Here is a 24,159-nt window from a genome sequence, read left to right on the forward strand (position 1 = left end):
CCATGTTCACTGGAACTCACCAAGTTTTTTTTACATTTTTCGACTTTCTATATTTATGAAACCGCATTAATTTCCGATAAATAAAAAAGAACCAATTTATGGTCTTTTTCTTTTTTTTGCAAGATTGGCGAGGGTTAAATTCCAAGGGGAAAGGAATGAACGTAATGAAAAAGAAAATTGCAGGCATCGCTTTGGCTATACTTCTCTGCTCTTACGCGTCACTCAGCTTTGCCGCTAGCAAGACGTCTTCTGATTTCACGGATTTGAAGGATCTGGATGCGGCAACAAAAGCCAAATTCGATGCGATGATCAGCGCGGGAATCTTCGACGGCGTATCCGACACGACCTTTGGTCTGAAGGAGGAAATGAACCGCGCCCAGTTCGCGAAGGTTGCTGCCCTTGTGCTAAATCTCAAGGCTGATGCAACAACATCGAGCTTTAAAGATGTGAAGGGGGATGATCCTGCAAACGGTTATGCGCTTCCTTACATTGAGGCTATTAAGGCAGCCGGAGTAACCGATGGTATCGGTGCAGGCAATTACGATCCAGCCGGCAAAGTGACCAAAGAACAACTGGCGACGTTTCTAGTCCGTACTCTCGGCAAAAACGACGAGGCAAAAACAAAAACCGGTACGGATTCTACCGTTTCCGATTGGGCGCAAGGTTACGTCGCTATGGCGCTCGAATTAAAGATTTTGGCAAATGGCGCTGACGGAAAGTTCGGCGGACAAGCCAATGCTACACGAGACTTGCTTCTTACCGGTGCCTATGAGGCTAAACAGCAAGTCGCACCGGCGGCAACACCAACGCCTACGCCAACTCCGGTGCATACTTCTACACCGACATATACACCGTCACCGTCTCCAAGTGAAGAAACCGGCGGTGGTACTGGCGGCGAAACTGGTGGTGGATCCGGCGGTGGTACTGGCGGCGAAACCGGTGGTGGATCCGGCGGCGAAACTGGCGGCGAAACCGGTGGTGGATCTGGTGGCGAAACTGGTGGCGAAACTGGCGGTGAAACCGGTGGTGGATCCGGTGGCGAAACTGGCGGTGAAACCGGCGGTGGACCTGGCGGTGAAACCGGTGGTGGACCTGGCGGCGAAACCGGTGGTGGACCTGGCGGCGAAACCGGTGGTGGACCTGGCGGCCAATTGCCAGACTGCATCTTGTATCCTGAGGATCCTATTTGCCAACCTGTATAACAACATAAACAACGGTACGGGAAGTTCCCGTACCGTTGTTTTATTTCATTTATCATTCCCGATAATAAGACAGCACCCATGATACGCCGTTCCGGTCGCTTACAATCGCCAAATAACCGTTAAACGGAGCCTCGTACATCTCCGTATGAATCGATCCGCTCGCCCCAAACTCTTCATAGATTCGTCTAAACGCTTCTTCTGTGTCGATTCTCAGGAATACCCTGACGTAATCGCCCCTCATTGCCGGTTTAGCCGCCTTTACATCCGAGAACTTAATCGTTGCCCCGTCGAAATTCAAATCGGCATTTAGCACGTCTTCCCCTTGCCTCCGCAAAATAACAACTTCCCCGCCAAGCACCTGTTGATAATACTGGATTTCATCCTTGCAATTGTCCACTGCGATAATAGGCTGTACGATCATGCTTATCATCCTCCCCAGCGTTAATTGGCTTCATCCGTCAAGTTATGAAGCACGGTTTTTAACAACGTTAATAGCAGGCTGTATTCCTCATCGCTAATTCCTTTTTTGGTTTTGCTCTTGATTCGGTTCAAAGCTTCCTGCACCTTCGGAGCCACCTCGCGCCCCTCATCCGTGAGATAGAGCAGATGATACCGGTTATCCGCCGGATCGGGCTCCCTGCGCACGTATCCTTCCGCTTCCAGCTTGGCGATTGCTTTAGCTGTTGTGGTCTTATCGATAAGCAGCTTCTCGCTTAACGCTTTCTGCGTAATCGGTTCCCCGGAAGCGATAGCCATCAGAAAAATATACTGCCCGCTTCCAATCCGGTACGAAGCTAGTTCCGCCGAAATATAAACCTGCATATGGCGATAGATCGCCGAAATCATCTGGCCATGCGACTCTGATGCATGCTCATGCTTGTTAGTCCAATGCTCGCTCAGTTTAGTTCCTCCCAACCAATATAATGTTATTGCAACTAATTTATTTTTTTATTCTATGCCAGATAGAATGTTATTGCAACTAATTTTTCTGATCATTTTGAACTCTCCGCTTATTTGAGAACGATCAGTAAAAAATAATTCTTTACCGATCGTTCTCAATATGGTACGCTGGTTTTCGAAAGGAGGCCGTACGCGAATTGGCTAGGAGTAAAGAATTTGATGAAGACGCCGTCCTGTTGAAGGCGATGAAGCTGTTTTGGGCGCAAGGTTACGAGAAGACTTCCATGCAGGATCTTGTGGAGCACATGGGCATTCACCGAAGAAGCATTTACGATACCTTTGGCGACAAACAAGCTTTATATGTACTCGCTTTGCAGCGATATGGCGATACCGTGTGGAAATCCATTGAACAACGAGTCCATGCCTCCCATTCGGCAAAAGCCGCCATCCGTTCCTTGTTGGAAGCTGCTATCGAACCGGATGAAGGTCGCCCTTCAGGCTGCTTGCTCGTCAATACCGCTGTAGAGTTAGCTCTGCATAAGCCCCAACTTGAAGCTTATGTCAGCGACAGCTGGTCCCATACGGAAGAGCTTATTCGCGATTTGATCATAAAAGGCCAGCAAACGGGCGAACTGTCTGCCGACTTGAACGCTGAGCTATTGGCTGCTTATTTCAATAACGCGCTGACCGGACTTCGGGTTATGGTTAAGACGCAATACCATAGAGAGAAATTACAACTTATTATTGACACAACGCTGTCTATTCTAGACTAAATTTTTTTGAGTATTATAGAACGATCGTTCTCAAATTATAAACAGGAGTAGTGATGATGATGGGTAAATTAAACGGGAAAGTTGCACTCATTACCGGAGGAAATAGCGGCATCGGGTTGGCTACAGCCAAACGATTTGTTCAGGAGGGCGCCAAAGTCGTCATTACCGGCCGGAATCAAGCTTCCTTAACCGATGCGGTGAATGAACTAGGGGCAGAAAATGTTGTTGCCGTTCAAGCGGACGCAACAGATCCTGCCGGGGCTGAACATGCCGCTCGGACAGCCATTGAACGCTACGGCAGATTGGATATCGTATTTGCGAATGCCGGCATTGCCGGAAATACGCCGCTTGGAGGTACAAAGCCGGAAGACTTTGAGCAAATCCTAAAAATTAACGTGAGCGGCGTTTTCTATACGGTGCAAGCCGCAGCCCCCCATCTACAGGCAGGAGCGTCGATCATCCTCGTTGGTTCCGTGCTTGCCACTACCGGAGGAATTGGCCGGGCAGCTTATGCGGCAAGCAAAGGCGCCGTCTCCAGCATGGCCAGAGTATTCGCTACTGAGCTCTCTCCGCGGGGAATCAGGGTCAATACGGTTGTGCCCGGCGCAACCAAAACGCCAATCTGGGGAGCATCTGGACCGGAGCAAACCGCGCAGCTCGAAGCTGCTCTGTCCCGTTCCATTCCGCTTGGCCGTCTTGGTGATCCCGAAGAGATTGCAAATGCCGTCTTATTCCTAGCTTCGGACGAATCCTCTTTCGTTCAGGCAGCAGAACTTCAAGTCGACGGTGGCGCCGACGGAGCGCCATTTGCCGCGCCGATCTACCGCTAAGCCATGATTAACTAAGCCGTGTCATCGAAAGGCCTCCCTTCGATGACACGGCTTTTATGTTGCAACTATCATTTCCGGGGCAATCTCCTCCCTCCGAAAGCATATGGATTAGTAATGGGCGGTTTCCGGCACATCCCGTCAATATGGAGGTGTAATTCGGCGATGGTAACTACTGAGAATCGGAGTTCAGATGTGCAAATTCCCTGCTGCTTCCTGCCTAACGAAGGACAGTTGAGTAATCCGAAGGTTCATTATGTCTCAAGAGGGGCGGAATTCGAGGCTTCTTTTACATCGGGCGAAATTATATTTACGCTATTTGATCAGACCAAACAAGCGATGACAAGGCTGGATTTCCAATTCTTAAACGCCCGTACCGAAGTCATTCCGGAGGGGGATCTTCCGGCAGATTCCACAATCCATAGCTTTAAAGGAACAGATCCGGGCAAGTGGAAAACGGGCATTCCCACTTACCGTCATGTTATCTACCGGGAGTTGTGGACGGGAATCGATCTTGTCTTCCGCAGCGTTGGCAGGAGCATGAAATACGAATTTACCGTGCATCCTGGCGCGGATTTCTCCGACATTTGTTTTACATATGCAGGCGCGGACAACATCAGGCTTGATGACGATGGCAACCTGGTCATTCTTACGGCTTTTGGCGAAATCGTTGACCCCGCTCCGATCTGCTATCAGGAACATGAAGGCTCTCGTATCGATGTCCGCGGCTCCTTTCTTCTGAGTGCAGATGATCAAACCGTTACCTTTCGGATCAATGGACCTTATGACCGTTCCCTTCCGCTCGTAATCGACCCGGGGCTTGTCTATTCCACTTACCTCGGAGGAACGGGCAACGACGAACCGTTTGGCATTGCGGCTGACAACGCGGGGAACGTCTACGTGACGGGCATTACGACTTCGACGGATTTCCCGGTTACGCCAGGCGTTGTGCAGACGGTTTTCACCGGCGACCGGGATGCCTTTATTACGAAGCTGAACCCGACCGGAACCGCTCTAGTATTCTCGACTTATATCGGCGGATCGGCAAGCGACTCCGGGCAAAATGTCGCGGTAGACGCTAGCGGCAACGTCTATGTGACCGGCCGAACCTATTCCGATAACTTTCCGGTTACTCCCGGAGCTGCTCAACCTACCTTTGGCGGCTTAAGCGATGCCTTCGTGCTGAAGCTGAGTCCAGACGGCAGCACCTTGCTCTATTCAACTTATTTAGGGGGAAGCGGCCATGACTACGGGCTTGGAATTGCGCTGGACAGCGAAACCAATGCCTATGTTACCGGATTTACGGCATCCGCTAACTTTCCCGTTACGGCCGGCTCGTTCCAGATGGTATATGGCGGAGCGAATGACGGATTTATTACAAAATTCAGCCCGTCTGGCAGCTTGATATACTCCACCTTTCTTGGCGGAACGGGCGGCGACAACGGAACGGCGATCGCCGTCGACGGCGGAGGCAATGCTTACGTGACCGGGAACACCGCGTCCACGAATTATCCGACGACGCCCGGAGCGTTCCAGACCTCCCGAAGAGGTACCGGCGATACGTTTGTCACTAAATTAAACGCTGCCGGGAATGCTCTCGTCTACTCTACCTATCTTGGGGGTTCAGGCGTCGATTACGGCTACGGGATATCCGTTGATGCGGCAGGAAATGCTTACGTCGCGGGATATACAAGGTCGACGGATTTCCCGGTTACTCCTGGCGCATATCAGACGACTCTTGGCGGCACGGCGGATATCTATGTCACCAAGCTAAACGCAGCAGGCACGGGGCTTGTCTACTCCACCTATTTAGGCAAATCGAATTTCCAGCTGGCTTACGGCAGCGGATTGGATACGGGGGGCAATGTATTTGTTACCGGCTACACCCTTGCAACGGATTACCCCACCACTCCCGATGCGATTCAAACGACATTGAGCGGAACCCGGGATGCCTATGCAACCAAGATCAACGCAGCGGGAAATGCCCTTATATTCTCCTCTTATTTAGGCGGTTCGGGCATAGACAGCGGATCGGCCATAGCCGGCGACGTCCTTGGCAATATGTATGTAACCGGCTATACCTTCTCCACCGACTTTCCGGTAACTCCCGGCGCTTTCCAGACTACGCCCAGCGGCCTGAACGAAATATTCGTCACCAAGTTTGGGCTCGTGCCGAATATGAAAGTGACCAAAGCCGTAGACAGGACCGATGTACAGCCCGGGGAGTCCGTCACGTATTTTATTACGGTTAATAACACGGGAGAAGTTGCGCTGACAAACGTAGCCATTGCGGATGCCCAGCTTGGTATTTTCACTGTCATACCAACGCTTGAGCCTGGAGCATCCCAAACCATTACGCAGCCGTTTACCGTTCCCGTCAGCACGGCTCCCGGCATGCTCACCAACATCGTTGCCGTAACGGCTGATCAGCTTGCGCAAAGCCAAACCGCAGTCGCCAACATCAACGTTGCATCTGCGCCTTCTTTGTCTTTCGCTAAATCCGTTACTCCAACATCCGCCCCTCCAGGCACCACCGTTCAATTTACGATTACGGCAGAAAATGCCGGCAATGTCTCGTTTGCGAATCTAACGCTTACGGATGACTTGCTTGGGCTTCACGAGTCTATTGATCAGATCGGCGTTGGAACGCAAGCCGTCTTTACCGTGCCTTATACCATTCCCGCCGATGCTGATGCCGGTTCTCGCGTCATAAATAATGCTTTTATTCAAGGCGATAACTTGCCTCGGCAGCAAGCGGCCGCCAGCGTGCTTGTACTTGGTTCCCCGCGTATTGAAGTGCTCAAACAATCCGACCGGGCTTCAGTCGTTCCCGGAGATACCATCAACTTCACCATTACGATTAGAAACACCGGCAATGTTACTCTTACCAATGTTATCATCACGGATAATCTCACCGCACAAAGCCAAACGCTGGCCGGCATTGCCATCGGCGAGACGGTACAGCTAGACGTTCCGTTCCTCATTCCGTTAGAGTCGCCACCAGGCGTTTATACGAATACCGTGGAAGTTGTCTCCGATCAGACGACCCGCGTGACCGCAACCGCAACCGTAGAAGTATTAGCCTCCCCGCTGCTTGGGATACGCAAAATCCCTAACGCCAATAACGCCACGCCGGGCCAAACCATCCTTTACCGAATTGCCGTTGCCAATCCCGGCAACGTGCCTTTGACCGGCGTGCATGTGCTTGATCCGCTGCTCGGGATCGATACAGCTATTCCCGACCTTGCCGTAGGAGACCTCCACGAGCTGACATTGCCGTTAACCGTACCGGCAGCCGCTCCCGTTGGATCGAGCATATCTAATTTGCTTAGCGTCACCTCGAATGAAACAGACCCTGCTCAGGTGGAATCCATCGTAGAAGTTACAGGATCGGGACTGCTCCTGAGCAAAAAAGCCAACCCGGTTGCAGCGACTCCGGGAGCAAACGTCAGTTATACGTTGTCCGTGACCAATCTTCTTGGCTCGCCGCAAACAAATGTTACGATTAGTGACCCGCTGCTTGGAATCAATGAGACCCTTGCATCGCTTCCTGCAGGCGGGATCATCATTCGCACGGCTTCGCTTACCGTACCTGGCGATGCCGCAAGCGGAACAATTATCACCAATACATTCAGTGCGGTATCCGATCAATCTCCTTTGCAAACCAAGTCCGCATCCATTGTCGTTCAACAACCTCCGGTTGCGACAACAACAATAACCTTGCGCAAACGGGCCGACCGCAATACGGCGGCGCCAAACGAAACCGTTATATTCACGATCGAGATCATCAATACCGGCAGCAATACCGCGACCAACATCGCCGTCTCCGACTCCCTGACAAGGGAAACCGCTGTGGTTCCCTTATTGGAGTCGGGGCAAACCGCCTATTTGCAGTTTCCGTTCACCGTTCCTGCGGACGCGGTGCAAGGCACCGTCTTTACCAACATCGTTACAGCCGTGTGGCCCGAACGGCCTCTTGGCGATCCGCCTGCGCGAAGTTTCGCTCAAGTGGTTATTGGCCTCCAGCGCTTCCTGCTTGCCCTGACCAATGTAGCTATTCCCGCCGTTGCCGCTCCGGGCGAGAATGCGGCCTTTATCGTTACGGTACGCAACAATAGCAACCAAGCACTGACCAATGTCCGGGTTGTGCAGCCAATTACTTTCTTCAGCACGTTGATCGCTTCGCTTTCACCCGGAGAGAGCCGTTCCTTCCAGCAGCCTTTTACCGTTCCGGAAGATGCCGTTAGCGGAACGATTTTTACAAGCCATGCCTATGCGTTCTCGGATCAGACGCCGCTCCAACAAGCCCCGGCCTCCGTCACGACGGCTTTCCTGCCGAATGCTGCCTTGACCGAGACGGTAGACCGCCCTGAAGGACATCCGGGAGACACGGTGTTTTTTACAATCCGAGTCCGCAATACGGGCAACGTCGTGCTGCTGAACGGAGTTCTTTCCGCCCCGCTGTTCAATCTAAGAATAAGAGGCGCGCGCTTCGAGATTGGTGCGGACTATTCGATCCGGATCCCGTTTGTTCTGCCGGAGGTACCCGATGATACCGTGATTACAAGCCCCGTCAACATCCAATGGGATAACGGCCCATCGCTTGAAGCCACGGCTTCCGTACGGGTTACCGTCGATGAAGAATAACGGGAGAGAGGAGGATTACCATGCTGACAGGCATTAAAACATCCGATGTTCCTGTTGCTTTTGTTGGCGACATTATCACCTACACGTTACAGATCACGAATACGGGCAGTACAACGGCTGAAAATATTATACTCAGCGAATCGGTTCCCGCGGGTACCTCGGTCATTCCAGGGAGTATTTATGCCAATAACGTTCCCCAATTCGGCACCAACCCGCTTGCTATCGATCTGGATCCCATGCCTCCCGGCGCCTCAACGACCGTTACGCTGGAGGTTCATATCAATGTATTGCCCGACCCGCCTCAAGCGGTTAATCAGGCTTTGATTCGTTATGACGCCGCCGCAACACCGTCCGGGCCTTTATTGCCGCAAACGCCGGTTGTCATTCCGCCTCACGTTCTTCCTATCGTGAGTCCCGATCTGAGCGCATCCAAGCTGGCCGACCGCATGGTGACGGCTCCGGGAGATCTTGTCGCCTATACGGTTACGGCTACGAATAGCGGCAATACGAACCTCTCGGGCGTAACGATCGTAGACCCTGTCCCCGCGGGCACCCAATTGGTAGCGGGTACCGTTACGGTTAATGGCGCCTTGCTGCCCGGTGCGGATCCGGCTGCCGGCATCCCTACTGGCAACCTGCTGCCCGGTCAAAGCACGATTGCCCAATACCAAGTCCGCATCGAAGCAAACGCCGCCACTCAATCGGCTACTCAATCAGTTAGCAACCAGGCTCAAATCACCTATGTCCCGGACTTGCCGGGCCGCTCCCTGCAGCCGAGCAGAAGACTAACCAACCAGGTTGTTATTCCCGTATTGTCGCCTAATCTGAGCGTATTCCTGCAAGGTGCTCCTTCCGAAGCTGCCGCTGGGGATACGATTGGCTATTCGCTTCTTGTGACGAATACGGGCAATACTGGCTTAACGGGGTTGATCGCTACCGATACGCTGCCTGCGGGCACTTCGTTTATAGCCGGCTCCGTCACCTTAAACGGTGCGGCGTTGGCCCAGGGCAACCCCGCCTCCGGGATCAGCCTCGGAAGCTTGACGCCTGGCCAAAGCACAAACCTGACTTTTCAAGCAGTACTCGTCTCGACAACGGAATCCACCTTCGCGAACCAAGCGCAGGTGGCTTTTACGCCCGACATCCCCGGGCTCGTATTGCCGTTTCAAACGAGATCCTCAAACCAAGTCGTAACGGCGGTTATAGAGGAGGAAGAGTAAGACAGGAGCAGGAGCAGCAGCGCTCCATGCGCTGCTGCTCTGACCTCGCTTCTCGCCTCTTTGCCTACCACTGTTACAAATACTGGATGAAACCATATTTGCGGCTCTTCCGTAAAACAAGTAAAGCCCTAATCAGGTTTAGCCTGTTCACGGCATCGCAGATACTATTTCTAAGAAGGGAGGCGTCGTTCATGTTCACACCGCGTTCCGCACGTCGGCTGACGATGCTTCTCTTGCTGCTTGGCGCCTTTGTTCTGTTCAGCATGCCCACGATGATGCTAGGCAATAGCCATTTCGATGTCTCGAAATCTAGCCGTGCCCATATCGAGCATAGCCTGCCGAACAGCGTGAAAGCCATTAAGCGCGTATCTGTGTCTCCTGCCAGCAAGCTTATGGCAATGGCTGCGCTGCTTGCCGCCATCTTCAGCCTGGTTAGCTACCCCCCCCTGTTCCCGCAGGTGAAATCCGTCTTTCTTCTCCCCTTCTTATTCCTGCAACGGCTCAAACGCCTGCTCATGCCCCTCAAGCTGACGACTTCCTATTCGATCGTATAAGGACAATCCCGCCTTTTCTACCGACGCTTATTGCAGAGGTCTGATTTGTGTTGTTTGCCTAACGATAAAGAATAGAAATCGATCATACTTGTAGGAGGTACACCCTTATGAATATCCGTGAAATCGATCTGCCCGGCATCGGCAAAAAATTTCAAATGAATACCCGCAGCGGCGACCAGCTTGTTATTATCGTCCATAACGACGGCCGCAGGGAATGTTACCATTTCCATCATGATAATCCGGAGAATAGCATCTCCATGATTACCCTTGATGATGACGAAGCCCGGATGGCTGCCGCCATGATTGGCGGCATGACTTATAAACCTAAGATGCTCGAGTCCATCGAGGTCGCGCTCGACGATCTTATTATCGAATGGTACAAACTTGAACCCCACTATGCCTGCGTCGGCAAAACCATCGGGGATCTCCACATCCGCAAAAATACGGGAACAACGGTTATCGCGCTGCTCGCCGCGAACCATACGAAGCAAATTAATCCGGGACCGGAAGTGATTCTGGCCGCTGACAATACGATCGTGGTTGCCGGGGAACGCGCGCAGCACCGAGAACTGAAAAAAATCCTCATGAACGGATGTGATTAATGCCTATGGATCACATCATCCTTGAGGTTGGCCTTGCCATTGCGCTAATCGCCGTGGCCGGTTTGTTGTCGGCAAAAATCCGATTTTCCGTTATTCCCTTTTATATTCTGATCGGAATGGCCGTTGGTCCGCATTCGGTGGAGCTCTGGCATTTCGATTTCCGGTTCATCGAAAGCGCTCCGCTCATCGAGTTTATGGGCAGGATTGGCGTCTTGTTCCTGCTCTTCTACCTAGGGCTCGAGTTCTCCGTTGGACGCTTGATCAAATCCGGCCGCTCCATAGCGGTCGGAGGCAGCATCTATATCGGCATTAATTTTACGTTAGGTCTCCTCTTCGGATGGCTGAGCGGTTTTCCATTCCAGGAAACGCTCGTCATTGCAGGAATTACAACGATATCTTCAAGCGCGATTGTCGCCAAGGTGCTGGTTGATCTGAAGCGCACCGCCAATCCGGAGACGGAGATGATTCTTGGCATCATTATGTTCGAGGACGTCTTCCTCGCCGTCTATATTTCCATTCTGTCCGGCCTAGTCTTAAGCGGTTCGACTTCCATTGGCGGCATCATCTTATCGACGGTTATCGCCCTTGTCTTTATGCTTGCGTTGCTTACCCTAGGCCGCAAAGCGGCGCCTCTACTGAACAAGCTGCTCAATATTCGCTCCAACGAGTTGTTTGCGCTTGTCGTCTTCGCCGGACTGTTCCTGGTGGCTGGTCTGTCCGAGACGATTCATGTCGCCGAAGCTATTGGCGCCTTGCTGTTTGGCCTCGTGCTTGCCGAGACCGAACATATGAAGCGGATCGAGAAGCTGATCCTTCCGTTCCGGGATTTCTTCGGCGCCGTCTTTTTCTTCAGCTTTGGGCTGACAATCGACCCTACCGCCCTGGGAGGTGCCGTCTGGTTATCTCTGGCCGCAGTTGCCGTCACATTAATCGGCAATCTGACGGCGGGCATGCTAGCCGGGCGCAGCGCGGGCTTATCCCGGAGAGCTTCGGTCAATATCGGACTGACCATCGTTTCTCGCGGCGAGTTCTCGATCATTATGGCGAACCTGGCCAAAGCAGGCGCGTTAATGGCGGTTATTCAGCCTTTTGCCGCGTTGTATGTTCTCATTCTGGCTATCCTTGGGCCGCTACTCACGAAGGAAAATAAAGCGATCTATTATGTGCTTAACCGCTTGTTCCGCTGGGACCGCAGGCAGACGAGTACGTCGCAGTCGAAATGAAGCAAAAAGCCGGGTTCCCGCTAGCAGCAGGAACCCGGCTTTTGTTCTTATATTCTCTTGTACATCCCAAGCGACGCGGGAGCAGAGTATTCAAATCCGAATTTCTTGTACAAACCGTCGGCGGGAACGTCGGCAAGCAAGCTGACAAGCGCTCCTTTTTGCCCATGCGTATCAAGATAACCCATAAGCTCCGACATAATAACCTTCCCGTAACCTAGGCCTTGATAATCCGGATGAACGGCAATATCCACGATCTGATAGAAGCAGCCACCGTCTCCAATTATTCTTCCCATTCCGATTAAGCGGTCCGTTGTATCCCGTAAAGTAACGGCAAAGATGGAGTTACCCATCGCAGTCTTGGCCCCGGCCAATTGTCTGGGACTTAACCCGGCTGCGGCTCTTAGCGCGAGATATTCCTCCGGACCAGGCGCCTTGCTAACGATGTTAATCTTTTGATCCATTGCTTCATCCCCCTAATAAACGTCTAGCGTAAAATAGTCGTCCCCAACACTTCAAATGCTTCGGACATCCGGGACATTTGCTCTTCCGGCATTTCGTCAACCTGCTTCATGAACAATTTCTTCATATGCCCGAATGCCATGCCCATCCGCTCCTCGCCAACCGTTGAAAGCCGGATATATTGTTTCCGCCGGTCCTCCGGGTCCTCTACCTTTTCGCATAAGCCTTTTTCCGTCAGCTTCCGGATCTCCCGGCTCGTATTGGGCATTGATATGCCTTTGCATTCGCTGATTTCACTGAGCGTAATGGGCTGCTTCACCGTCACAAATTCCAAAATCTCATATTGGAGAGGCGTAATATCTTCCATGGGCAAACCCTTCGTCATGTCGTAATGCAATTGATGGATAGCGGCAATATGGGCGACCATCTGCTGGAATAGTTTATCTTTGGAATCCATGTCGGTTCATCTCCTACTAGCTAGGCTTTTACCTGAATTTATTATCAAATAATAATTATCTATTGACAACTATTTGAGTCGCGTGATAACTTCTTATCAAATGATAACAAAGAAGGTGGCTTATGAAAACCCTTATCGTCTACACGCATCCGAATCATCATAGTCTCAGCTATTCTTTTTTGCAGAAAACGATCCAAGGCCTGCAAGAAAACGCAACTATCGAGGAGATTCAGGTGCTGGACCTGTACGCCGAAGCATTCGACCCGCTTCTTGTGTTTAATGAACACAAACGAAGACGCGACATGCATGCCGACCCGGAACTCGAGAAATACCGAGAACAACTGCTATGGGCGGAACAAATCGTGTTTGTCTACCCGATTTGGTGGGGCCGGCCGCCTGCCATGCTGCTTGGTTACATTGACCGGATGTTCGCTTCCAACTTCGCTTACCGCGACCATGGCGGCCTCTTGCCGGAAGGACTCTTGAAGGGCAAGTCCGTTGTTTGCGTCTCCACGATGAAAGGACCTTCTCTGTATCCGTTATTCTGGCTGAACAACGCCCACAAAGTGCTCATGCGCAAAGCTCTTTTCCGATATGTCGGCATTAAGAAAGTGAAGTTTTTCGAGTTTGGCGGCATGGAGAAAAAACAAGGCAAACAAGAACAAAAGCTTAATCGCATTTATCGCTATTTCAAGACGGTTTAGCGGCCGCCGTTCTACAAAACAGTTGTTGCGTAACTGCCAAGGACATGTACGTCATGGCCGAAGGTCTCGATAATTTTGATCGCTTTATCCATCCGTTGCTCATTGCCCCCTGCCTCCGTCTCGATCAGGAATCTGTACTCGCCAAGCTTGCGGCCTGTTGGCCTCGACTCAATCCATGAAAGGTTGATGCCCAGTGCGGAGAACACATTCAGAATAGAGGACAATACGCCGGGATATTCCTCGCTTGGCGTAATGAGCATCATCGTTTTCTTGTGCCCAACTTCTTCGGAAGGCTTCTTGCTTACGACGACAAACCGAGTATGGTTCGCGGAGTGGTCCTGCACGTTGCTTTGCAAGATTTGCAGCCCGTACTTCTCTGCAACGGATGCCGAACCAATCGCGGCGGTTGCCGCATCGCCGGACTCTTTGACCGACAAGGCAGCATGGGCCGTGCTATCCGCATACTCCAGCTTCAGACCATGTTCTTTAATAAACTGGCGGCATTGGTTAATCGCGGGCATAATGGATCTAACCGCTTGAATATCGCTCATTGCGCTGCCTTGGTTGCCGATCAGATGAAGCGACACCTTAAAGACGACATCCGCTTCAATCCTCAGGTTATATAACAGTAAACCGTCGATGGTCATATGAATGTTGCCGGCGATGGAATTCTCAATTGGCACCATGCACTTATCTACAACATTGAGGCTAACCGCCTCCAGCACGTCCGGGATTGAGTCCAGCATGACCCATTCCGTATCCGCGTCTTCCGCAAAAAACTTCAAGGCAGCTTCTTCCGAGAAGGTGCCGTTAGGTCCGAGATATGCGATTTTGCTCATAATTTTAACTACTCCTTAATCTAATTTAACATGACGAATATTTAATCCTATTTTAAACGAAAAAAAGGCAGCATGCGAAGAATACTCGTCGCAGCCGCCTTTTTCCATTACACGTCGTATTCCAATTCCTTGCGGGCCCGGTCAATCCACTCCAGAGGCGTAGGCGTCTCTTCCGCCTTGTACTCGTAAGCGCCCATCTTAAGGTTGAGCTCGAAACGGTTGCGCTCCGACTTCTCGGACTCGTTGATCTCCGCTAGCCTGCTTCGGAGCCGGTTCATGACGATATCCGCCCCGTCCCGGTCGGCAAAGAGCAATAGCCCCCACATCGGGTTGTCCTGGGCTAGCATATAGAGCGAATCATTCGCCCGGATGCTTGTCTGGCTGATGGCCGAAATGTTGTATACCGCCGCATTCAGCTGCTCCTCGCCAATCATGCGCCTCAGTTCATGCCAGTACTTCACGTTCAGTACGAGCAGCGTCAGCGGGATGTGATACCGGTCGGACAACGCCATAAATACGGTTGCGTCCTTTTGGAAAGAGAGCATATTTTTCAAATTCGTATTCTCATCCATCGTAGCGAGCGAAGAATTCCTCTTCTTAAGCGCGTCGTTCTCCTCCTGCAGCAGCTTGCTCGCTTGCGTGAACATCCAGGTGATCGCCGTGAACACCGGAGTCATAATAAGCCAGAAGTAGCTTTGGATGGTCACGACATCGCCCTGAACAACCGTCTGATAGATCGTAAACGTCCCGTAGCCGAACACAAACAGGATGTTGAGGATCAGCCCTGCGGTAATGGCCGTGAAGTACGTGATGATCGCAATCAGAAAGGCCACGTTCAGGAGGACGATATTCTGCAAATAAAGATTCGGATCACGCGATGTAAACACGATGCTGATGAAGCACGCGATGAACAGCAGCAGGAAGCCGCCATCCGATAACAAGCTTGCGTTACGCCTCATGATACCTACCTCCTCCTCTTCTTCCGGTTCCGATGCTTGCGGACAAGGAACACAAGCGATACGAGCACAAGAACAAGCACTAGCATAATCGCGATTATAAACGTAACCACGTCGCTGCGGTCAATCACTTGAGTGAGCACGGGCGGAGCTTCCGGCTCCGCTTCTTTCTTGAAGCGGTAAGCGTGAATCTGTCCGTCCTTATCGATCATCGCGCCATCGCCGTATATTTTATACAGGTTGCCCGCTTGTCCGAGCAGCTTCGATGCTAGATAAGCATATTCGGAGCTGCTTCCCGTCACCGCCAGGAAGCCATGCCCCTTGCCGTACGGCGAGTCGATCAGCTGCAGCGTTCCGATTCTTTTGCCGTAACCTTCTTCAATGCTGATCTTCTCGTTGGACAAGAACCCTTCGCCTGTCTTGTCATATTGGAAATACAGCTTGTTATTGTTATCCCGGATATATCGGTTGTTGGCGTAGGAGCCAATCGCGATAATCTGCCGGTCTTTCAGCTCGCTCTCCGCCACCTTGTCCGTATAGAACCGGATTTCGCCCGTATTGGAGGCCGCGTATTGTCCCATCAAATTGAACAAATTCGATACCGCGGCATAGGTGTAGTTGTCTTGCGTTTGCGGCAGAACAACCGCAACCCGGTTGTAACTGCCATCCCTTAGGAAAGGATACGGGTAGTTGTTAAACAACATGTCCGTACGGTCCTTCGTGTTGAGCTGCAGCATGGAATCCGGGGAGACAAAGGCCCATGGCATCTGTTGCTCATTCCCGGTACATAACGTATTTTGAAGCTCCAGGTCAAAAGCAGTTGTAATCGTGAAGTTGCCGGAGATGCCCAGGTTCTTAGGAATGGTCAATTCCAAGTTATCGCCGCCGGCACGTTCGGCGCTTAGCTTCTTGCTGCCGATCGGAACGTTGTTAACAAGCACCGTAACCATCGAGCGGTTGAAATCCAGATTCGTCGCATAGCGGAAATCCAGGCTTAACTTGCTGGCTTCGGCAACGGAACGGTTGCTTGGCAACGAGATGAAATAGTTCTTCTCCCGATGGGATGGCCCCGTCACCGTATCGCCAGATCCCGTAAGCGGGAAGTAACGGCTAATACTAAGGGCTGGCGTATCCACGTCCGTCGTTTTATCGACTAACTTGGATGAGCTTGCAAGTTGTTCCATAAGAGCGGCATTCCCTACGAACCGCCCTGCCTTTTTCAATAACTCCTCATTATCCGAAGTCACGACAAGGAGCGACGCCGATCCGCTTTGAATCAATTGAATCAAAGCCTGATCCTGGAGCGATGCCTTATTCAGCTTCGCGCGGATGTCCGCCGGGAGATGTTGCGCCAGCCCAACGAGTACGCCAAGCGGCTTGTTATTCGCATTCTCGGCGCTATAAGGCAACAGCGGAATGACGGTCGTATTGCTTGCATTCGAACCGGTCAATCCGGATAAGGCATAGACGGCAGCCTCCATTTCATTCAAATCGCCTTCTTCCGCTACAAATACGGCTGCAAGTCCATCCTGCATCGTATCCATGCCGGTGAAATGGCGGTTGAAATCGCGAATGCTGGCACCTACGGGCTTGAGGTCGTAATTAACATTAATCCCCGAGCTGTCGAAGATTTGCAGCCAGCTTCCCCGCTCCTCGATCGGAGCGCAGATCTGGTTCTCTTTGACCTTGGTCTGAATCGTCCCTTCAATTGTCAGCTCGTTAACGCCGCTCTTCAAATATTCAAGCGGGATCCCGATGTTGCGGCTCACTTTGCCGCTTCCCGTACCGGGTCTGATTGTATAAAAAGGGTTGCCGTTCAGCTTAAGCGTTACGACGGACATGTCATTTAACGTAAGCTGAGACACCTGGTAATCCAGCCTGAACGAAGCACCGGACACCTTCCAATATTCCGGCACCTGGAAAAACTGCTGGGCATACGCGTTTGTTCCGAGCAACGAGGTTTCCGGCATTGGCGTCTCATACGTTTTCTGCGCTCCCGAAGCCGACGCGGAATACACCCCGGCAAGAGGAGACAGCAACACGGCGAGCAGCAGGATGACCGCTCCTAGACTACGACGGGTTATCTTGTTCATAACATCACTTCCTTCTTAGAACCTTTCGGTTTTATACCATTTGGCCTCACGTTTAAAAATCACGTCCTTCAAATATTGGTACATGCCATTAGCCGCAACAAGCATCCAGAGCTGGCAATAAGTAACGTACATAAGCAATATGATTGCCAGATTTGAAAGGCGCATTTCGCCTTTCTCTGTAATTAGCGTGACAAACGTTCCGACTACAAAGAGCGTAATGGCAAGCAGCCATAAGTAAAAGCCAAGCCCCGCAATCGTTGTATGTACATAACCAAGCGCATGCAGCACAAGGAGCGCATCCGAAGTTAAGAGCGAGGTGACAAGCAGGAAATAAATCGATAATAAATATAAAATATCAAATCGGATTTTGCGGGCTTCCGGTTTGAATAACAGCGGAATGTTCTTGACGATGACGTAAATATTCCCCTTCGCCCAGCGGGTCCGCTGCTTGAACCAGACTTTAACCGTCTGAGGCTCCTGCTCCCAAGTCACCGACTTCGGCTGGAATTTGATCCGGTAGCCCATCATGTAGATTCGGAAGCTGATCTCCGTATCTTCGGCAATCGCCTTCGTATCCCAGCCGCCAATCTCCTCCACTATCGATCTTCGCATAATAAAGTTAGTACCCGGAATCGTGCAAAGCTTGAACAGCTTCCAACGGCCGGCTTGCGCCATCCATTGAAACGACAACGTCTCGATATTGATAAACCGGGTTAACAGATTCTGATCCCGGTTCCTGGTCCGGAATTTCCCAATGACCGCGCCAAGCTTAGCGTCATTAACGATCTCGGCGACCAAATAACGCAGAGCCGTCCGCTCGGGCGTATTATCCGCATCATAGATCGCGATAAGCTCCCCCCGACTGCGTTCGAAGCCAATGTTCAGCGCGTTGGATTTGCCTTTGCCGCCTATAACATTATCGGTGTTGATGATAATGAGATTGCGGCTTTGGTGCTTTTGTTGCAGCTGGCCGAGCAGCGCGCTGCTGTTGTCGGAAGAGTTATCGTTAATGACGATAATCTCGTAGCGGTCATGCGGGTAGTCTAGCGCAAGCAGCGACTCCACGGTTTTGACAATGACCTTCCCCTCGTTATGCGCCGGCACCATGATCGATACGAATGGTTCTTCTCCGAGGGGCAGCTCAGGAGGTTTCTCCCCCTCCAGCTTCATGTAATAGAAATAACCGGCAATAATGAGTACCACATTAACAAGCAGCAGTGACCAGATGCAGAGCACGCATATGACCATCAGAATATCCGGAATCGTCATAGGCTACCTCCCGAATTGTAGTATTTTCTTTTGTACATCCGGTATCCAATGACCAAGAAAACCGCAAATAACATTAAGGTCGTCACGATGATTACAATTAAGACCCGGCTCTGCACGGAGAACAACCGGTCAATCCCCTCCGCCTGTGCAGGGGGAACCGGCACCGCATCCTCCGCCGAAACCGCCTGTTCCTGCAAATCAGCGGGCTGGCCATCCAGCAGCAAGGCACCATGCAAAGATTCCGCCTTGTGCAAACTGCTGGCAAGGTTATGCGAACCCGACTTGAAGTCCGCGAAGGGAAGCCAGCTGCTCACTAACTTTTGGACGGTCTCTTCCTGCTTGTCTTCGCTCTCGAACCAGTTGAAGGTAACTACTACATCGAGCGGGAATACCGGCCATATTTTGTTCTCGTGGCTAACCTGGAGTAAATCCTCGCCCAACATGCTGTATGGCGAAGAAGGAAATGGCTGCACAGCGTCCTGTTCCGGCGATGAGGCTTTTTCGTTCGGCAGCAGAACGATTGTATCGGAGAAGGCAAAACCGGCTTCCCGCATTGTGTTCTCCTCCGCCTTGCGCACCTCGCCCGTCATCCCAAGCGGAGCAATGCCCGCTTCGAACAATTGATTAAGAAAATGGTCCATCTGCGCCTTCATATCTTCTAAGTCTTGCCTATCAGATACGGGAGTAGGAACCTCCACAAGTATGCCACCATTGTAGGATTGCACGGTATGCAAAGCGTCCGTATACCGCTTCATTGCCGGAGAGTCCATGTTGTTGAACAGCGTACTAACGCTGACGAGGAACGGTATGCCCGCTTCATATAGCTGCTTGGACAGATCCTCTAACCTATCCAAATCAACAAACGGCGTTATGCCGCGGATAAGCAGATGCGCTTGACCTGAACCTTCCGCCCCCAGCCACTCCTTAAGCACATAGGCAATCGCCATCTCGCTTACGTTGCCCGGTTCAAAATAAGGCACGTACGCATTGCCGTCCGCCACAAGTCCAAGAGGCGCTTCTATATGGTCATTGGCGGTTACCATTCGTCCAAATGCTTGGCCTTTGCCTTCACTAATACGGGTAACCCGCTCCATAAAGACATCCTGCGAGATTCCTTCTACCATAAGCTTCAGCGATTGCCTTGCTATCGTCTTTGTCTGCAAGCCAAGCCTCTCTTGGATCCGCTCCGGAGGAACGGGTCCGATATGAAGCCAATCTCCCGCATATTGAATATGCGTAATCCCGCCGCACAAATCATCCGTGTTGCACACGGTGATCAGTTTATGATTCGGGTCCGCCTGTGCCATGCCCGAATCATATTCATCAGCTGCAATTGCCGTTACCTTCACGCCAAACGAGAGGAGCAGCCGCTGCAAAGCTTCCACGTTGCCAGCCGCCGATGTTCCAAGACCTAAGCTGTCATAAACGAGCAGCACGTTTGCCTGCTTACTCTCTTCTTGCGCGGACACGGGGGCAGGGACCATTGCAAATACCAGTACGCAAAGACAGATGACGGAGAACAACCAGGCTTTTATTCCAGTCCCTCTATTCATGGCTGTCCCCCTGTTCCACATTGGCTCCCCATAACCGCCGGCATAAGCAGTCGGCAATCACCCAGAAAGTAACCAAATCAAATACGACTACAAATAAAAACTCGTGCTTAGACAAGTCGGCGTCTCCCGCGCCAATGACAGCGACAGCCATCGCGCATAATCCCGATGCTGCCATCATGAGAATGACCGGAAGCCGGAGTGCTCTGCGAAGCGAGCGCGCTTTAACCGCCCTATAGAACGACGGTGAATACAGACCCGCAATAGTAACCATCCAAATCACTACAAATCCGGACGTCTTCGGAACCAGCTTTTCTTTCAAATAGCTGTATCCGGCAAAAGCATGCGTAAGCGTTCCAAACGGCTTACCCGCTGACTTTTCATAGTTGCCAAGCTTGGTCCGGTTATAAAAGGCGTTGCGCGCAGCCGTCTCGAAGATCTTGCCCGCCGAATCGGGATGGGACAAGTAGTATCTTGCGATGGAAACAAAGTCATATTTATCGAGAAACTGCTTCTCCATCTCTTCCGAATCTACGGGTATCGGCGAAAGAAAATCATAATAGGTCGCCCCCCGCAGCACGGAAAACTGCTCGTCAATTCCAAAGAAGGCCAAAGCTTCTTCCGAATTGTCGGCCGTCATCAGAACCCCCCGCGTCATTGCATGGTATTTATTAATGTTAACGAATTCCTCGGGAATAAGGACGTACGTTCCAATTGCTGTAAGAATGAGGATAACGGCTTGCAAGGAAGCAAATAGCCGGAAGATCCTCTCTCTCCGCAAGAAAACAAACAGTATCGCAACAAGCCCTATAATCAGACCAATCGGAGCATTCTGCTGCTTGCATGTCGTCAGAATTAAGGCGCTTGCTCCAAACAAGAACAGCAGGACATAATCGTTGTATTGGCGCTGATACAGCAACATCGCCGCGCTGAATAAATACATCAGCGTGATGAGCATGATGCTTTCGCTGTAGAAGGAGTTGAAATACATGACGTAGGCGATGTCTCCAAACACGAACACAGCCGCGGCCGCTATTCCATAACCCATGCGGCGGGAAGCCCGCCAAGTTGCCGCCTTCACAAGCAAATACACAGCGCCTATGTATAACAAGCTATACAAGGAAGCTTGAATCCGAATATCAAAACGTTCGTTATAACCGAGTACTTGGCTGATCCACAGAGACAGTCGGACAAACACGGTCTGCGACGACCACAGCATGGCGTTGTTTTCGTTATAATATTGAAAAATTCCATAAGTCCTCACAAAATAGCCTAGCCTTTGACTATCGTAATCCGGCAGGTCGAAGTACAAGCCGTTGCTATATAGGATCCGGTAAAAGTCCCCATTGTCAGCCATGCCGATATACGGGGGCACAAATAGCTCGATCAATAATATAAACGCGATTCCGATGGCTGCCAAAGCCGCCGGCGATATGTATTTCTCCAGGACAACATACGCCCGGACAAATGCATGTTTCATGTCTTGAGGTTTGATCATCTTATGCCCCCTCCCGCGCATCCGCCATAAGCCGACTCAATAGGCATAAGCCAATAATGCGGTCAAATTATCGAAGGAATAGACTTCCTTCACAGCCTCGTTGCCGAAGCTCCCCCCAAGCGGACTGCTCTCGTCCCCGATGCGATACTGCTCCATACGCCGCACACTCGCTTGATAAAGCGCTTGATCGCCTATCGTAGAACCAATCATCGCCGCGATGGCGTAGGCAGCCGTTGATTGAATATCCGTCACTGGCTGGCCTTCCCTGTCATAACGGCCAAATAAGGTACCCGCCTCGACCAACCGCTTCAGGTAGCTGACGCTCGCTGGGCGTTCTTCGCCAATCTCCGCCAGATGCAGAATCGTAAGCAGCGACTCGACCGTGTTTATTTCGCCGTCATGATCTCCGTATTTCTCCGTAGCGTAGCCATACCGGGTTTCATAAAACGGAAACGCATCAGATAAATACCCGCCTTGGACAATTTCAAGCAACGTCTCTTCCAGCTTCCGTTTCTCCTTGGAAGGAGCGTCCAGTAATCGGAGCGATTGAAAGTCGGCATAACACAACGTTATGAAGTCATTCGTCGTCTTGTAGGTCCAATCGTAAAAATCAAAAAGCTTGCCGTTCTGAACATTGTGCAAGTATAGACGAGCACTATATTGATCCGCTTCCCGCCCGTAATCCCCGCCAAAAACCGTCTCCGCCTCATGCAAGGAACGGATGATCCGAAGATCGTCTACGGCAGCGTTAAGCGGATACTGTTTGTTATGCAGCGGGCTATACCTGTAGCTGAACCCGGCTTCCGTGACAAAAGTCCGTTTCGTCTGCATCCATACCCGGTCGAATGCTTCTTTCTGCCCGGTAAGCGCGTAATAGCGCAGCAATAAACCTGCCGATTCGCTAAGCGTCTCATGGCCAGTCGCCACCTCCGCCGCCTCGTCCGTTTCCTTATAGTTCGTATAGACGCCGTCCTTGCCAAGCATCTGCCGATCAAGGAATTGCTGCAGTTTCAGCCGATGCGGCTGAAGCTGGGAAGTGTCCCCGTACCCGCGAGACATCGCAATGGGCTTCTCTTCCCCGCTGGCTTTGTTGTTGCCGTTGCCGGCAAGATTGCCGCCGAAATACCACCAGATGGCGACCGCTATAGCTGCCAGGGCAACCACGTAACCAACTCGCTTTTTCAACGTCTCCAACCTCATTTGCATAGGAAATGAAAAAAATGAGACTCTATCATTTCCTAGTAATTTTACCTGTAAATTTATAGATTCGACGAGCTGTAAATAAAGGAAACGACATTAGTCGACAAATTTCTCTCTACCTTAGCATACCTCAAAAGTGTTAGTAATTTATGAGAATTTACTACTATTTTGTTAATTTTCGTTGAACATAAGCTTAATTTTGTGCAAGAAAAAGAGGAGTTCTTAAGTCATAGCGCTATGACTTAAGAACTCCTCTACTAAATTCGTCACGGCAGGACGCCGGCAATTTGCAGCACGGTCAGAATGACTTCGATCACGATCAGAATCACGATAATCCATTCTACAAACAGTCCGCGTATGGAATGGCTGATGGTCGAGAACCCCTCCATAATGTGATGCAGGAACTCCGTTTTGCTCTTTAAGATCTTATACCGGTCATTCAGCTCAAAATATTCAAACATATTATCGTAAAATCCGCTCGCATCGCTGCTGCTCCATGTAATATCCGGCTTGTCCAGAATCATGATATAAGCAAGCGTGTTGAATTCGTAGCGCAAAATCTGGGACGTCGTCCGGGCAAGCTCCTTGTTGCCGATCCTAAGCTTCCCTTTCTCGAGCCTTTCGATCATAAGCTCCAACTTGTCGTGGATTTTTCCAAGCTGCTCTTCGATCTTCTCGAGCGCTACCGACTTGGCCAGCACGGTCGATACGAGCTCCGGGTGATAAGCTTCGTACGTGGCCACCTCCACATATTCGTCCGTCAGCTCGAACGTATCCTTTTCCAAGTAATGAAGGCTGTAATCATCGGAGTAACGGTCGGCGTGGGCAATATCGATGCCGGGCTCGAACGTTTGCACATAACGGAAGAACGCGATAATATCCTGCGGGCGAGAGTTATTAATAAACACAATGCTGCCAAAAGAAAACACAAGCACCTGCTGCGCATCGTCTACCCGTTGCTGCAGGATCGACTCCAATATGTCGCCCCTCAGTATTAAGGGCTGCTCCCACGTATATTTCTTTGGAATGCCGCAATGAATGGCGATTTGGTTCAAATCGATTTCGTTCGTAATGGCAAAAGCTTTAAAGGTAACTTCCTTCATTTCTATCACTCTTTTCAGTTATACCAAACCTCTATTGTTCTATTATTGCCTGATAGTGTTGATTTAAAACCGGGTCGCACGGC

Annotated in this window: 21 protein-coding genes; 9 read left to right on the top strand and 12 right to left on the bottom strand. The window is 51.2% G+C overall.

Translation table 11 applies throughout. From position 1 onward, the window contains the following. The first annotated feature begins 191 nt into the window (after positions 1-191). Positions 192-1,202, top strand: coding sequence for an S-layer homology domain-containing protein (locus QQK89_RS23540; RefSeq protein ID WP_284241128.1), 1,011 nt, complete (start codon positions 192-194; stop codon positions 1,200-1,202). Positions 1,203-1,254: 52 nt separating this feature from the next. Here QQK89_RS23540 and QQK89_RS23545 read toward each other — a convergent pair whose 3' ends face one another. Continuing rightward, positions 1,255-1,623: a VOC family protein gene (locus QQK89_RS23545; RefSeq protein ID WP_284241129.1), complete on the bottom strand. Its 369-nt coding sequence runs from the start codon at positions 1,621-1,623 to the stop codon at positions 1,255-1,257. 20 nt (positions 1,624-1,643) lie between these two features. Then, on the bottom strand, positions 1,644-2,117 hold the full coding sequence (locus tag QQK89_RS23550; protein WP_284241130.1) for a MarR family winged helix-turn-helix transcriptional regulator: 474 nt from the start codon (positions 2,115-2,117) through the stop codon (positions 1,644-1,646). 182 nt (positions 2,118-2,299) lie between these two features. Between QQK89_RS23550 and QQK89_RS23555 the strand changes: the two genes are divergently transcribed. The 7 genes from QQK89_RS23555 (at position 2,300) to QQK89_RS23585 (ending at position 11,948) form a co-directional block, all read left to right on the top strand. Then, a complete protein-coding gene (locus QQK89_RS23555; RefSeq protein WP_284241131.1) occupies positions 2,300-2,875 on the top strand; it encodes a TetR/AcrR family transcriptional regulator in 576 nt (191 codons plus the stop codon). 53 nt (positions 2,876-2,928) lie between these two features. Further along, positions 2,929-3,705: an SDR family NAD(P)-dependent oxidoreductase gene (locus QQK89_RS23560; protein ID WP_284241132.1), complete on the top strand. Its 777-nt coding sequence runs from the start codon at positions 2,929-2,931 to the stop codon at positions 3,703-3,705. A gap of 162 nt (positions 3,706-3,867) precedes the next feature. Beyond that, positions 3,868-8,349, top strand: coding sequence for an SBBP repeat-containing protein (locus QQK89_RS23565; protein WP_284241133.1), 4,482 nt, complete (start codon positions 3,868-3,870; stop codon positions 8,347-8,349). 20 nt (positions 8,350-8,369) lie between these two features. Then, positions 8,370-9,569, top strand: a complete 1,200-nt coding sequence (locus QQK89_RS23570) for a DUF7507 domain-containing protein (RefSeq protein WP_284241135.1) — start codon at positions 8,370-8,372, stop codon at positions 9,567-9,569. A 191-nt stretch (positions 9,570-9,760) separates the two neighbouring features. Continuing rightward, positions 9,761-10,123: a hypothetical protein gene (locus tag QQK89_RS23575; protein WP_284241136.1), complete on the top strand. Its 363-nt coding sequence runs from the start codon at positions 9,761-9,763 to the stop codon at positions 10,121-10,123. A gap of 107 nt (positions 10,124-10,230) precedes the next feature. Next, positions 10,231-10,725, top strand: coding sequence for a cation:proton antiporter regulatory subunit (locus QQK89_RS23580; protein ID WP_284241137.1), 495 nt, complete (start codon positions 10,231-10,233; stop codon positions 10,723-10,725). 5 nt (positions 10,726-10,730) lie between these two features. Next, entirely contained in the window at positions 10,731-11,948 is a 1,218-nt protein-coding gene (locus tag QQK89_RS23585) for a cation:proton antiporter (protein WP_284241138.1), read from the top strand. A gap of 47 nt (positions 11,949-11,995) precedes the next feature. Here the strand turns inward: QQK89_RS23585 and QQK89_RS23590 are convergent, their stop codons facing one another. Together QQK89_RS23590 and QQK89_RS23595 are read right to left on the bottom strand one after the other, a co-directional pair. Continuing rightward, positions 11,996-12,409 (bottom strand): GNAT family N-acetyltransferase, encoded by a 414-nt coding sequence (locus QQK89_RS23590; RefSeq protein ID WP_284241139.1) that lies wholly within the window; start codon positions 12,407-12,409, stop codon positions 11,996-11,998. A gap of 23 nt (positions 12,410-12,432) precedes the next feature. Continuing rightward, the gene (locus QQK89_RS23595) at positions 12,433-12,864 is read right to left on the bottom strand and encodes a MarR family winged helix-turn-helix transcriptional regulator (RefSeq protein ID WP_284241140.1); all 432 of its coding nucleotides are present in this window, start codon (positions 12,862-12,864) and stop codon (positions 12,433-12,435) included. A gap of 122 nt (positions 12,865-12,986) precedes the next feature. Between QQK89_RS23595 and QQK89_RS23600 the strand changes: the two genes are divergently transcribed. Further along, positions 12,987-13,568: an NAD(P)H-dependent oxidoreductase gene (locus tag QQK89_RS23600; protein WP_284241141.1), complete on the top strand. Its 582-nt coding sequence runs from the start codon at positions 12,987-12,989 to the stop codon at positions 13,566-13,568. An 11-nt stretch (positions 13,569-13,579) separates the two neighbouring features. Here the strand turns inward: QQK89_RS23600 and pheA are convergent, their stop codons facing one another. From pheA to QQK89_RS23640, 8 genes are all read right to left on the bottom strand, one after another. Beyond that, entirely contained in the window at positions 13,580-14,407 is an 828-nt protein-coding gene (gene pheA, locus QQK89_RS23605; protein ID WP_284241142.1) for a prephenate dehydratase, read from the bottom strand. A gap of 107 nt (positions 14,408-14,514) precedes the next feature. Continuing rightward, entirely contained in the window at positions 14,515-15,366 is an 852-nt protein-coding gene (locus QQK89_RS23610; RefSeq protein ID WP_284241143.1) for a diguanylate cyclase domain-containing protein, read from the bottom strand. A 5-nt stretch (positions 15,367-15,371) separates the two neighbouring features. Continuing rightward, positions 15,372-17,456 (bottom strand): cellulose biosynthesis cyclic di-GMP-binding regulatory protein BcsB, encoded by a 2,085-nt coding sequence (locus QQK89_RS23615; RefSeq protein WP_284241144.1) that lies wholly within the window; start codon positions 17,454-17,456, stop codon positions 15,372-15,374. 15 nt (positions 17,457-17,471) lie between these two features. After that, positions 17,472-18,725 (bottom strand): glycosyltransferase family 2 protein, encoded by a 1,254-nt coding sequence (locus tag QQK89_RS23620; protein WP_284241145.1) that lies wholly within the window; start codon positions 18,723-18,725, stop codon positions 17,472-17,474. Further along, positions 18,722-20,278, bottom strand: coding sequence for a hypothetical protein (locus QQK89_RS23625; RefSeq protein WP_284241146.1), 1,557 nt, complete (start codon positions 20,276-20,278; stop codon positions 18,722-18,724). The genes QQK89_RS23620 and QQK89_RS23625 overlap by 4 nt, the downstream gene beginning before the upstream one ends. Further along, entirely contained in the window at positions 20,271-21,773 is a 1,503-nt protein-coding gene (locus tag QQK89_RS23630) for a hypothetical protein (protein WP_284241147.1), read from the bottom strand. Before QQK89_RS23630 ends, QQK89_RS23625 begins: the two co-directional genes overlap by 8 nt. A gap of 36 nt (positions 21,774-21,809) precedes the next feature. Further along, entirely contained in the window at positions 21,810-22,958 is a 1,149-nt protein-coding gene (locus QQK89_RS23635; protein WP_284241148.1) for a hypothetical protein, read from the bottom strand. A gap of 281 nt (positions 22,959-23,239) precedes the next feature. Continuing rightward, a complete protein-coding gene (locus QQK89_RS23640) occupies positions 23,240-24,076 on the bottom strand; it encodes an RMD1 family protein (protein ID WP_284241149.1) in 837 nt (278 codons plus the stop codon). Positions 24,077-24,159: the final 83 nt, after the last annotated feature.

It is taken from the genome of Paenibacillus glycanilyticus (genome assembly GCF_030161375.1).
GTDB lineage: Bacteria > Bacillota > Bacilli > Paenibacillales > Paenibacillaceae > Pristimantibacillus > Pristimantibacillus glycanilyticus_B.